Origin of the sequence: Rhodococcus sp. 14-2496-1d (assembly GCF_002259365.1) — a bacterium.
Lineage (GTDB): Bacteria > Actinomycetota > Actinomycetes > Mycobacteriales > Mycobacteriaceae > Rhodococcoides.
Genome location: NZ_NPFV01000005.1, coordinates 212,090 through 224,298 on the forward strand (window position 1 = coordinate 212,090; position 12,209 = coordinate 224,298).

General features: G+C 65.5%; 13 protein-coding genes. 5 read left to right on the top strand and 8 right to left on the bottom strand.

Annotated features, from left to right (window positions below):
* Positions 1–5: 5 nt before the first annotated feature.
* Positions 6–782 (top strand): IclR family transcriptional regulator, encoded by a 777-nt coding sequence (locus CH296_RS03215; protein ID WP_032395782.1) that lies wholly within the window; start codon positions 6–8, stop codon positions 780–782.
* On the opposite strand, the gene CH296_RS03220 is transcribed toward CH296_RS03215, so the two are convergent.
* The 5 genes from CH296_RS03220 to CH296_RS03240 all read right to left on the bottom strand — a co-directional run bounded on the left by CH296_RS03220 (position 770) and on the right by CH296_RS03240 (position 6,052).
* The gene (locus CH296_RS03220; protein WP_094684006.1) at positions 770–1,759 is read right to left on the bottom strand and encodes a D-glycerate dehydrogenase; all 990 of its coding nucleotides are present in this window, start codon (positions 1,757–1,759) and stop codon (positions 770–772) included. The genes CH296_RS03215 and CH296_RS03220 overlap by 13 nt on opposite strands.
* Positions 1,756–2,679, bottom strand: a complete 924-nt coding sequence (locus tag CH296_RS03225; protein ID WP_094684007.1) for a hydroxymethylglutaryl-CoA lyase — start codon at positions 2,677–2,679, stop codon at positions 1,756–1,758. Before CH296_RS03225 ends, CH296_RS03220 begins: the two co-directional genes overlap by 4 nt.
* On the bottom strand, positions 2,680–3,900 hold the full coding sequence (locus tag CH296_RS03230) for a CaiB/BaiF CoA-transferase family protein (protein ID WP_256980316.1): 1,221 nt from the start codon (positions 3,898–3,900) through the stop codon (positions 2,680–2,682).
* A 47-nt stretch (positions 3,901–3,947) separates the two neighbouring features.
* Positions 3,948–5,339 (bottom strand): GntP family permease, encoded by a 1,392-nt coding sequence (locus CH296_RS03235; RefSeq protein WP_094684085.1) that lies wholly within the window; start codon positions 5,337–5,339, stop codon positions 3,948–3,950.
* Between the two features lie 152 nt (positions 5,340–5,491).
* Positions 5,492–6,052, bottom strand: coding sequence for a molybdenum cofactor biosysynthesis protein (locus tag CH296_RS03240; protein ID WP_045196505.1), 561 nt, complete (start codon positions 6,050–6,052; stop codon positions 5,492–5,494).
* A gap of 74 nt (positions 6,053–6,126) precedes the next feature.
* Between CH296_RS03240 and CH296_RS03245 the strand changes: the two genes are divergently transcribed.
* Positions 6,127–7,671: a carboxylesterase/lipase family protein gene (locus CH296_RS03245; RefSeq protein WP_094684009.1), complete on the top strand. Its 1,545-nt coding sequence runs from the start codon at positions 6,127–6,129 to the stop codon at positions 7,669–7,671.
* Here CH296_RS03245 and CH296_RS03250 read toward each other — a convergent pair.
* Positions 7,664–8,530, bottom strand: coding sequence for a DNA-formamidopyrimidine glycosylase family protein (locus CH296_RS03250; RefSeq protein WP_094631198.1), 867 nt, complete (start codon positions 8,528–8,530; stop codon positions 7,664–7,666). The genes CH296_RS03245 and CH296_RS03250 overlap by 8 nt on opposite strands.
* A gap of 29 nt (positions 8,531–8,559) precedes the next feature.
* Between CH296_RS03250 and CH296_RS03255 the strand changes: the two genes are divergently transcribed.
* The 3 genes from CH296_RS03255 to CH296_RS03265 are packed head-to-tail and all read left to right on the top strand — an operon-like array spanning position 8,560 to position 10,244.
* Positions 8,560–9,360 (top strand): thymidylate synthase, encoded by an 801-nt coding sequence (locus CH296_RS03255; RefSeq protein WP_094684086.1) that lies wholly within the window; start codon positions 8,560–8,562, stop codon positions 9,358–9,360.
* Entirely contained in the window at positions 9,357–9,863 is a 507-nt protein-coding gene (locus tag CH296_RS03260) for a dihydrofolate reductase (protein WP_094631197.1), read from the top strand. Before CH296_RS03255 ends, CH296_RS03260 begins: the two co-directional genes overlap by 4 nt.
* Before the next feature lie 54 nt (positions 9,864–9,917).
* Positions 9,918–10,244: a cupin domain-containing protein gene (locus CH296_RS03265; protein ID WP_032395790.1), complete on the top strand. Its 327-nt coding sequence runs from the start codon at positions 9,918–9,920 to the stop codon at positions 10,242–10,244.
* On the opposite strand, the gene CH296_RS03270 is transcribed toward CH296_RS03265, so the two are convergent.
* Positions 10,237–11,097 (bottom strand): universal stress protein, encoded by an 861-nt coding sequence (locus CH296_RS03270; protein WP_045196513.1) that lies wholly within the window; start codon positions 11,095–11,097, stop codon positions 10,237–10,239. The genes CH296_RS03265 and CH296_RS03270 overlap by 8 nt on opposite strands.
* A 152-nt stretch (positions 11,098–11,249) precedes the next feature.
* Positions 11,250–12,155: an acyl-ACP desaturase gene (locus CH296_RS03275; protein ID WP_094683222.1), complete on the bottom strand. Its 906-nt coding sequence runs from the start codon at positions 12,153–12,155 to the stop codon at positions 11,250–11,252.
* Positions 12,156–12,209 lie beyond the last annotated feature (54 nt).

The following is a 12,209-nucleotide window of genomic DNA, read 5'->3' on the forward strand; positions in this document are numbered from 1 at the left end:
GTCGGGTGAGTACCGAGAGCGCGTCGAAGCAGCAACCGCTTCTCGTGCTGGGCAAGATCACCGAGATTCTCGACGCCTTCTCGTTCGACCGCCCCTCGATGACGCTCGGTGAGATCCAACAGACCACCGGCCTGCCCACCTCGACGGTGCAGCGTCTCGTCACCAACCTTGTGCAGCAAGGATTTCTGGACCGGGGCGGCGATCGGATCCGTATCGGAGTGCGGATGGCCTACTGGGCAGCGACGGCGACCAAGGACCTCGACGTGCTGTCGGTCGTCAACCCCGTGCTCAAGGACATGCGCGATCTGACGACCGAGACCGCGTGTTTCTTTCGGCCGGAACAGAACTACCGCGTGTGCGTCGCCATCGCCGAGACCCGCCACGCCTTGCGCCGGGACATGTACGTCGGCAAGGTGATCCCGCTCAGCGCGGGATCGGCCAGCCGCGTCCTGCTGGCCTGGGACGACGACCTGGCCGAGCGTGTCCTGTCCCGTGAACTCGAATCGATGACCGAGCAGACGGTGACCGAAGCCGAGACGATGCGAACCCTGTTGGCGCAGACCAGAGCCGACGGTTATGCGATCACCACCGGCGAGCGCGAGACCGGCGCGTCGGGACTGTCCGCACCGGTGTTCGATTCGGCCGCGGACATCGTCGGTGCCGTCACCATCAGCGGACCGACACTGCGCATGCCGCAGTCGCAGTGCGAGGACTGGGTGGATCTGCTGATCTCCCACGCCGAGCAGATCACGAGGACCCTCGGCGGCCGCTACCCTGCGTGAGACCAGGCGTCGGGATTCACCGGATGCGCAGGCATCGAACCGCCGACCATCGCAGCTGCGTTGGTGGCGCACAGCCGGGCCATCTCCGAACGCACCGACACCGTCGCGCTCCCCACATGTGGGAGCAATACCGTGTTGGGCAGATCGGCCAGGCCGGGTTCGAGGGCCGGCTCGCGCTCGTAGACGTCCAATCCTGCTGCGGCAACGGTCCCCTCGCGGAGCGCGGTCACCAGAGCGGCCTCGTCGATCACCGGTCCTCGCGCGGTGTTGATCACGATCGCCGACGGCTTCATCGCCCCGAGTACCGCGGCGTCCACCAGATGGTGGGTGGAGTCCGACAGCGGAACGTGCAGGGACAGAAAATCGCTGGTCGTGACGATCTCGTCCCACGACGCATGCTCGACGCGACCCGCGAACTCACCGAGCTCGTCGTCGGAGACCTCTCGATCACCGGGCGGGCGCGGACAGAACTTCACCGTCATGCCGAACCCCAGTGCCCGGCGAGCGGTGGCGCGGGCAATGCGGCCGAAGCCGGCCAGTCCCAGTACTCGATCCGAGACATCGCTGCCGAGAAGCAGTTCCGGCTCCCACCCGGTGAACGAGCCGGAACGGACGAATGAATCGGCCTCCACGGCGCGGCGAGCAGTGGACAGTATCAACAGCATCGCGATGTCGGCGGTCGAGTTCGTCAGAACCCCTGGGGTGTTGGCGACGGTGATCCCGCGCCGCGTCGCGGCGGCGATGTCGATGTTGTCGAATCCGACGGCGTAGTTGGAGATCCCGACGATCGACGCCGTCTCCAGCAACTCCGCATCGAACCGGTCACGTAACTGGGACACGACGACCGAGTACTCACCGGAGGAGCAGGCGGCGACGAGTTGCTCGTGATCGACCGCCCTCAGGTCCACCTCCCCCGCCGCCCGCAGAATGTCCATCCCCGGTGCCGGGATCTCGGTGGTGACCAGGATGCGGCTCATGCGACCCACTCGAAGGCGCGCGCCTCGGACCGCACACCCTGAACGGCCTTCGATCGCATGGGCTCGTCCAGCTCGGCGAGCAGCCCCTCCGAGAGAGACGCCATGGACGCAAGCGTCGCCGGCTCGAACCAGTCCGGCCGTGTCGCGAAGAGAATGTCCTCCGACGAGGTGTTACCGCTGGCGCCAGGAGCGAAGGGGCATCCGCCCAGTCCGCCCAGTGAACCGTCGACCATCGTGGCACCGGCCGAGATCGCCGCGAGGGTGTTCGCGACGCCCAGGCCCCAGGTGTCGTGTCCGTGGAACACCACTCTGCGGTCGGGGGTTTCCTCGCGGACCCGCGAGATCAGCGACTGCACCTGTACCGGTACCGCCTGCCCGAGGGTGTCACAGATGACGATATCCGTTGCACCGGTTGCTCGTTCGTCGTTGGCGATCTCGATGACCCGGTCCGGTGGCACCTGCCCCTCGAAGGGGCAGGTGAAGGAGGTCGCGATGCAGAGCTCTATCTCACCGCCGACCGATCGAGTGATGTCGACGGCGTCGGGCATCGCAGCCAGGGACACCTCGGTGGTACGGCCGATGTTGGCCTGATTGTGCGAGTCCGAGGCGGAGAAGCAGTACTGGAAGTTGCGGGCTCCGGCGGCAGCGGCCTTCTCGATGTGACGTGGAGTGGCGACCCACACCCAGCATCGAGCGAGTTCGGCGGCGGTGAGCTCACCGATCACCTCAAGCGTGTTGGCCATCGGTGGCACCTTGTCACCCCGAGCCATCGAGCCGATCTCGAGCGAGGGCACGCCGAGTTCGATGAGCGCTCTGATGATCTCGAGCTTTCGTTCGGTGGCGAGCATCTTGCCGGTGAGCTGCAGACCGTCGCGCATCGTGACGTCGCGAAGCTGTGCGGCGGGAGCGAATCGGTACATCTAGAGGCTCATCTCTTCGTCGGTGCGGCCGAGCAGAGTCGACAGTACTTCCCTGGTGTGTTCGCCCAGATCCGGTCCGACCGAACGAATCGGCAGGGACGCGTCACCGATCACCGGGACGACGCCGACGAATCCGACGTCGGTGGGCTCGTCACCTCCGGTGTCGACCGAGAAGTGCTGAATCATGTTGCGGGCGGCGTACTGTTCGTCGGCGACGATGTCCGCCGCGGTGTAGATCGGACCCGACGGCACCCCGGCGGCGTCGAGAATCTTCAACGCCTGCTCGCGCGAGTGCAACCCGGTCCACGCCGCGATCGCGGCGTCCAACTCGTCGCGTCGACGCCACCGACCGGCGTTGGACGCCAGGTCCGGGTCGGCTCCCAGATCGGGACGATCGATGGTCTCCATGTAGCGCTGGAAGATCGCATCGCCGTTGCCGGCGATGATGATCGAGTGTCCGTCGTTGCACGGGTACGCGTTCGAGGGTGCGATGCCTTCCATTCGGCCGCCCGTGCGCTCGCGTTCGACACCGTAGGCGAGGTAGTCCGGAATCAGCGATTCCATCATCGACAGAATCGATTCGTTCAGCGCCACATCGATGGAACGCTGTGCCAGCGACAGCGGAGACTGCCCGTCCGAGGCCTGCGCCGCGCGCTGGGTCTGCCGTTGGAACAGGGCCATGACGCATCCGAACGCCGCGTACAGCCCGGCGATTGAGTCCCCGATCGAGACCCCGACCCGGACGGGTGGCCGATCCGGGTCACCCACGAGATTGCGAAAGCCGCCGTACGCCTCTGCGACAGCGGCGAATCCGGGTCGCTGCGACATGGGGCCCGTCTGGCCGAAGGCCGAGATGCGCGTGATGATCAATTCGGGGTTGGCTGCGCTGAGCACTTCCGGCGAGATACCCCATTTCTCCAGCGTGCCGGGCCGGAAGTTCTCGAGCACGATGTCGCATTTCGCTGCGAGGTCGACGACGTCCTTGCGGCCCTGTTCGGTACGCAGGTCCAGCACGATCGATTTCTTGTTGCGGTTGATCGTGCGATAGAGCATCGACGTGGTGCCGGAGTAGAGCCGCCAGTTGCGTAGTTCGTCGCCGGTTCCCGGCCGTTCGACCTTGATGACCTCGGCACCGAAATCGGCGAGCATGCGTGCCGCAGTAGGGGCGGCTATGTAGTTGCCGAGTTCGAGAACTCGAACTCCGCTGAGCGGCAGTGCCATCGTGTTCCTTTCGATACTCCCGGAAGCAGGGTTCATGGAATCTGGGCTCACAGGATCCAGCTCATCGGCACGATCAACGCGATGGCGATGACCGATGCCACCGAGACGCCCACCGAGCACGTCTTGAGTGTGCCTCGGGTCGACTGGCCCATCAAGGACTGCAGGAGCCAGAAGGTGTTGCTGGTGACGTGGACGGCGAACAACGATCCGGCACCGGCGGCGAGTGCGATGAACACCGGGTCGAGACCGATCAGCGGAGCGACCGGGGCGAGAATGCCGGCCGAGGTGATGGCGGAGATCGTCACCGATCCCACGGCGATGTGCAATGCGGCCGCGATGACCCACACCATCAGGAGCGGCGCTGCGGTGCTCGCCGTGAAGTACTGGCCGAGGATGTCGCCGAGACCCGCCTCGTTGATGACGGCCGCGAGCGATCCACCGACGCCGGTGAGGATCAGTATCTGGCCGCTCTCGGCGAAGCCACGGGCGAGAGCCTTCTCCACCCGAGCCTGTCCGACGTGGTAGCGACCGATGAGGCACGTTCCCACCAAGCCGATGAGCAGCGCGATGACCGGGCTGGCAATGAACTCGACGACGGGAATCGAGATCTCGGCGACTTCGAGTACGGCTCCGATGGCAATGAGGACGAGCGCGAGCAGCAGCGGCGAGAGCAACACCAGCAGTGACGTCTGCTTCTCGGTGCGCACCTTCTGGGCTACGCCACCTCCGGTTTCGAGAGGCTCGTCGTCGGAATCGGCAGGCTCCGGGACCACAGACTCTGGGACCACGACGATCTGCTGCTCGTCCTTCTCCTCGTTCCACCATCCGTGCCGAAAGACGAACGACATGACGGCCACCGACAGCACGACGACCGGAACGATCAGGATGAGTCCGTAGATCATCATCTTGCCCAGCGGCACGCCGAGCAGTCCGGCCAGTGCGAGCGTCGCGACACCGGGGACCATGAACACGATGCCGCATTCGAGCGCGATCGCCAGCGCCGTGGCCATTCGCGCTGTGCCGTACTTGCCGATCTTCGGGGCGAGGTTGCGGGCGAGCGGAGCGGAGATCACGAGCAGCACGTCGAGGAAGATGGACTGCAGCAGGGTCGCGATGGTCAGCGAGAGTGCGTACGGCAGCCGCTTGGGTCCGAATGTTCGCAGCAACGTGCCGACTAGTCGCTGGATCGCGTTCATCTCCTGCAGTACCGAACCCATCAGAACGCCGAAGGCGATGAGCAGGCCCACCTCGGCCATGATCTCGCCGAAGCCGCCGGTGATGGTGTCGACGGTGGTGCCGACTCCGAGCTTCGTCGCCAGTCCCAGGTACGCGGCCCCGAGCACCAGCGAGATCACCGGGTTGAAGTGAAAACGAACGATGAAGACCACCACCGCCAGGACGGCGACGACGGTGTTGATCACGATCCACATATCGGACATCGGCAATTCTTCCCGCTGAATGAGAGTGACCGCTGCCATGGCATGCGGCTCGGTGTGATCCATCACACCAATACCCACATTATGGGCACAGATTTACTTCGTGAGCAAGAGCCTGGGCAGCACGGAACCACGAAGGTCCGCCGAGAGCCAGGTCAGATTGGCTGAGCGCGCCTTATCGAGAGCGCGGCCCGAGAGGGATCGAGTTCGACGGGCGAGCGGACCAGCAGTTCCCCGACCCGCAGGATGCCGTCGGACAGCGGCTCGACACGCAGTCCGCCGCGACCGATCAGCGCCTTACGTGCACCGTCCACCACCATCCGGTCCATCCACGCGCACGGATGGGCCGGCCGGCCACCACGGAACCGAATCCAGCCGTCACCGGAATCGAGCTCGAATTCCAGCCCTCGCAACGGGTCGAGCTCCAGCCCGCGTACGACGACGTTTCGCCTGGCCACGGACGGATCGGGCACATCGACCCCGAGTACGTCGCCGACGGCCTCCCAGGCCTCGACGGCCAGAAAGCTCACCGCCGCCTCGGTGTGTGCCTTCACGCCGAAGAACCGATCTCCACGAATGCCTTTGTGCGCCACGATCTCGACGCTGGTCGGCAGGTCCGTCGCCGACTCGGCCGGGCCGTCCTTGGATCTACCGAAGTAGGCGTGTGTGGGCGAGCGCAGTAACTGCACGATCTCGGCGCGATACTCGAAAAGCATGCCCTCGAGTCTGCCCGGTACCGATCTCCATCCGTTCTTACCCGCGGGTAAGAACTGATCAGTACACTCGCGACATGGCTGTGACGACACGCGTGTCCACCTCCGACGGCATCATCGAGGGCAAGCCGGTGGGCGACCTGACCACCTGGCGCGGCATCCCGTACGCCGCCCCGCCCGTCGGACCGCTTCGTTTCCGAGCGCCGCAACCGACCCAACCGTGGTCGGGCGTGCGCGACGCCACCGAATGGGGCAACGCCTCCGTTCAGCACAAGCGCGGCACGATGCTCGCCGTCGGCAAGTACCAGCCGTCGAGCGAGGACTGCCTGACGCTCAACGTGTTGGCCCCGAGCGCACCGAGCAAGAACCCGCGCCCGGTCATGGTGTTCATCCACGGTGGTGCCTACACGCTCGGCACCTCGGCGACCCCGCTGTACGGCGGCGGCTCGCTGGTGCGCCGCTCGCTGAAGGACGGCGACGGCATCATCTACGTCTCGGTCAACTACCGACTCGGCGCACTGGGCTACCTGGACATGTCCCAGTTCTCCACTCCCGAGCGGCCGTTCGACTCCAACCTGGGCCTGCGGGATCAGGTCGCAGCGCTGGAATGGGTGCAGCGCAACATCGCGAACTTCGGCGGCGATCCGAACAACGTCACCATCTTCGGCGAATCCGCGGGCGGCAATGCGGTCACCACACTCATGACGGTTCCCGCTGCGAAAGGCCTTTTCGCACAGGCCATTTCCGAGAGCTCTGCTCCCGGCATGACGGCCACCAAGGAGCGTGCCGATCAATGGGCACGCGAGTACGTGGGCTACCTGGGCGGCACCGCGGAGAACGCGGCCGAGACCCTGGAGAACGCCGAGGTACTACGGCTCGGGCGGGCCGGCACCAAGCTTGGCCTGACCACCCTGCACCGCACTCCCGGACTGCTTCCGTTCGGACCCGTGATCGACGGCGATTTCCTGCCGGTCAGCCCGGTGGAGGCGTACGCGAAGGGCACCGCGCACCGCGTCCCGTTGATCATCGGCACCAATGCCCGTGAGGGAACACTGTTTCCGAAGTTCCTCGACGCACTGCCCACCAACCCCGAACGCATCGGCAAGCTGTTCTCGCTCACCGATCCCGACGCCGAGGCCGTGGTCACCGCAGGCTATCGCGGCTACCCCAGTGAGCGGTCGGCCATCGACTTCGGCGGCGACTTCACCTTCTGGAAGCCGTCTCTCGAAGTGGCCGAGGGACATTCGCGTCACGCACCCACGTACTTCTACCGCTTCGATTTCGCTCCGCGATCGATGAAGGTGCTCGGCCTCGACGCCACCCACGGATTCGAGTTGTTCGCCGTGTTCGGCATCAACGAGACCCTCTTCGGCAAGGCGCTCACACTCACGGGTGGACGAAAGGCCTTCGCCGAGGTCACCGAGCAGGTGCAGTCGAACTGGATTGCGTTCGCCACCAACGGAAAACCATTGGACACGTGGCCGGCGTACGACGAGGACTCGCGTCGGACATTGATCTTCGACACCCGCACCCGGGTACAGAAGGACCCACGGAGCGACCGGCGCAAGGCATGGGAAGGCTACCGGGGCTACGACAGCCAGAAGCTCGAACCCGTCACTTGAGCAGTCGCGACATGCGACGGTCGGCGAGAATCTTGCCGGCCGTCTGGCACGTCGCGCAGTACTGAAAAGAGCGATCGACGTAGGCGACTTCACGTACCGGGTCGCCGCACACCGGGCACGGAAGTCCGGTCCTGGCGTGTACACGCATCCCCGATCGCTTCTCCCCCTTCAGACGCGCCGCATCCTGCCCGGCCGAGCGGGTCACCGCGTCGGACAGAACCGATCGCATCGCCGCGTAGAGCGTCGCGACGGATTCGGGATCGAGCTTGCTCGACGACGCGAAGGGCGAGAGCTTCGCTACGTGCAGTATCTCGTCCGAGTAGGCATTGCCGATGCCTGCCAACAGCGACTGATCCACCAACGAGGTCTTCAGTCGCGCGGTGGTGCCTGCGAGGATCTCGGCGAATTCGAGCTCGGTGACCGTCAGCGCGTCCGGACCGAGCCGGGCGATGCTCGCAACCTGTTGCGGGTCGCGCACCACCCACACCGCCAGCCGCTTCTTGGTACCCGCCTCGGTGAGATCGATGGCGGGCGTCGCTCCCTCGGGGGTGAAGAAATGGATCCGCAGCGCCAAGGGTCCTTTGCCCGGCTTCGGCGGTGCGACGCTGGGATTGTCCACCCACCGCAACCACCCCCCGCGAGAGAGATGGGTGATCAGCCAGAGATCACCGGCGCGAAGTGCCAAATGCTTCCCGAAGCGGGCGGCATCGGTGACGTCCTTGCCCTGCAGCTCGGTGATCGGCGGATCGAACGTCTTGAGAACGCTCAGTGCAGCGATGTCGATGCGACCGATCACCGCACCGACGGCATGCTCGCGCAGAAAGCCGGCAAGGGCTTCCACCTCGGGTAATTCCGGCATGTATTCAGTATGCAGCTACGATGACCGTCGTGATGGTTCCGACTCCGTACGAAGATCTGCTGCGCCACATCCTCGATACCGGGACGGCGAAATCCGACCGAACCGGAACCGGCACCACCAGCGTGTTCGGGCATCAGATGCGCTTCGACCTGGCCGCGGGCTTCCCGCTGATCACCACCAAGAAGGTCCATCTCAAATCCATCGTCTACGAATTGCTGTGGTTCCTGCGTGGGGATTCGAACGCCACGTGGCTGCAGGAACACGGCGTGAGCATCTGGGACGAGTGGGCTGCTCCCGACGGCGAGCTCGGCCCCGTCTACGGAGTGCAGTGGCGATCGTGGCCCACCCCGTCGGGCGAGCACATCGACCAGATCAGCCAGGTCATCGAGACCTTGAAGACCGACCCGGATTCGCGGCGGATGATCGTCTCGGCCTGGAACGTCGGCGAGATCCCGCGAATGGCGCTGCCGCCGTGCCACGCGTTCTTCCAGTTCTACGTGGCCGACGGCAAGCTCTCCTGCCAGCTGTATCAGCGCAGTGCGGACATGTTCCTCGGAGTGCCGTTCAACATCGCGAGCTATGCGCTGCTCACGCACATGGTGGCGGCGCAGACCGGTCTCGAGGTCGGCGAGTTCGTCTGGACCGGCGGCGATTGCCACATCTACGACAACCACCGCGATCAGGTCACCGAGCAGCTCTCGCGCGAGGCGTACCCCTACCCCACTCTGAAACTGGCGCAACGGGATTCGATCTTCGACTACACCTACGAGGACATCGAGATCGTGGACTACCGGCACCACCCGGCGATCAAGGCCCCGGTAGCGGTGTGAGTGCTCCGTTCGTCGGCTCGATCTGGGCGCAGAGCACCACGGGAACCATCGGGGACGGGGGCGGTATCCCCTGGCACATTCCCGAGGACCTGGCACACTTTCGCGCCGTGACGGGCGGTCATGCCGTCGTCATGGGCCGCAAGACCTGGGATTCACTTCCCGCGAAGTTCCGGCCGCTGCCCGGGCGTCGGAACATCGTCGTCACGCGCAACGCATCGTGGTCGGCCGAGGGCGCGGAGGTGGCACACAGCGTCGCCGACGCGATCGCGCTCGCCGACGCCGACCCGGTGTGGGTCATCGGGGGCGGCGAAATCTATCGCAGTGCAATGGATATCGCGACCCACCTGGAGGTGACCGAGGTCGATCTCGACGTCGTGGGCGATACGAGTGCTCCGGAGATTCCCGACGGCTGGGTCGCCAGGGCGGGCGACTGGCAGAGCAGCCGGGTCGACGGCACCCGATTCCGCTGGGTCGAGTACGGAAAGCCTACCCAACCTTCCTGAGCGCGTTCAGGATTCCCCCGTCGCGACTGCGAGTGGTGCGTCATACTGACGATCATGGACAAGAAGTCACTCACCGCCCTTGCCCGCCAACAGCTCAAGCTTGCAGTCGGCGCGTCGAGTGGCCGCAGTTCGCAGACGGTCTACGGCGGTCACCGACGCCACCTACGGCAGACGGTCGTGGCGCTGGCCGCCGGTAACAAACTGGCCGAACACGACCTCTCCGGCGAGTCGACCGTCCTGGTGCTCAGCGGCAAGCTGGAACTGATCTCCGGCGAACGCTCCTGGAAGGGTTCGACCGGCGACCTTCTCGTCATCCCCGACGCCCGCCACAGCGTCGAGGCCCTCGAAGACGTGAGCTTTCTGCTGACCGTCGCTATGTAGGGGACTTCCGCACGACCAGCACCGGGCAGTCCGCGGTGTTGACGAGCGCGAAACTCGTGGAGCCCAACAGCATTCCGCCGAATCCGCCGCGCCCCCGATTGCCCACCACGATCAACGCTCCGGTTTCGGACAGTCCGCTCAGAATCCTCACCGGACGGTCCTGAGCGACGATGCGCTGCACCTCGACGTCCGGGAACCTCTCCTGCCAGCCGGCGAGGCTCTCCGCCAGCAGAGCCTCTTCACCGTCGGCGATGGCCTGCCAGTCCTTGGGTGCACGGCCGAACGACTGGGTCAGATCGACATCCGACCACACGTGCACCGCGATCAGCACGGCTCCGCGGGCCGATGCTTCGACGAACGCCCACTCGACCGCAGCCTGGTTGACCTCCGAGCCGTCGATACCGACGACGACCGGCCCCTCGGCGACCGGCCGACCGTCGATGTCACGGCCTCGCACCACCGCGACAGGAGAGACGCTGTGAGCAGCCAACGAGAGTGTGACAGCACCGGTTTCGCTCGCCCCGATCACCAGGAGCTCGGCCTGAGCCGAGACCCCGATGAGAACGTCCATCACACCGCCCTCGACGGCACTCGAGGTCACCTCGAACGCCGGATCGTCGACCACCAGTGCCGCCAGAGTTTCCGCCGCCACCAATCTGGATTTGGCCGTGGCCACGAATTCGGTTGCTTCTCCGGCGAATTCGCTCAGGTCGACCACACCCGGCATGTCCACGGCCGTCACGATGTGCAATCGCCGATCGCGTCGGTGAGCACAGAGCGCCGCCCAGATCACGGCCTTGTCCGCTGCAGCGGATCCGTCGATGCCGACGATGATCGGTCGAGAGCCTGTCACGTTTCGGGCCTCCGGTCGTTGCGCGAGAACCGGGGCCTCGGGCGTATGACGAATAGGAGTTCAGGCTAGTCGATGGACCCCGCCGAAGCGCCTCTTCGATTCGAATCGAATCGAAGAGGCGCCGGTCCCACGGACCCCCGGGGTATGTGGTGTCAGCTGGCGCGCAATGCGTTTGCGTACTCTCGGCTTCGCGTGCGGCTGAGCTCGACAGCGGTGTCCTGCGCGTCGAGATGATCGAGATAGTCGGCCAGTTGGTCGCGACTGCGGGCTCCGGCACCGAGGTCGGTGCGCTCGAAGATGCGCCACTGTGCCAGCAAGGGACGCAGGACCTCGTCGAGGTGGCGGCGTAGATCGTAGATTCCGTCACGCGAGATGAGCATCGCACTGCGCGCGAACCCCGGCAGGTTGCTGCCCGGCAGTTGGAAGTTCATGACGACCTCGGTGATCGCGGTGACGGTGAGCGACGGCGCAACCTCGAGCGCTGCGGAGACCAGGTCGGAAAAGAAGCGGACGTGTAGGTCCTGGTCGGCGACGATGCGTCCGAGCAGGCGATCGGCCACCGGATCGTGGCACTGCGCGGCGGTGTTGCGGTGGCACATGCTCGCAACCGACTCGTCCAGGGCGACCTGAGCGAGCGACCGAAGCAGGTGCGCTCCGTTCATCGGGGCGTCGAAACCCACCGTCATGCACTGAGCTCGGGCGCGACCGAGGGCGATCGGATCGACGCTGCGGGTGGCGACCAGGTAGTCGGTGACCGCCACTGCATGCCTAGTTCGTTCTTCGCTCCATACGGTGAGCCACGACGGCCAGGCCCCGATCTCGGAGGCGGCGGTGTCGCGCCGGTACAGCGGAATGTTCTGCTCTACAAGCAGAGTGGTCACCAATGCCGCCTTGGCGGCCTCGGTCAGGCTGGAGGGGCGCGAACCCCAGTACATCTCGGCCCGAACGAAGTCGGCCGGTTCCCACTGCACGGCTTCGGCGCGATGACGAACGAGATTCGCCTCGATGCTCGGCAGCAGTTCTCGCAGAACCGCGAACTGCCCGATGTCACTGCGCATACCCACCCCTTCGCCGCCCGCACACCCACTCCGACGGAGATCAACGTAGATGCG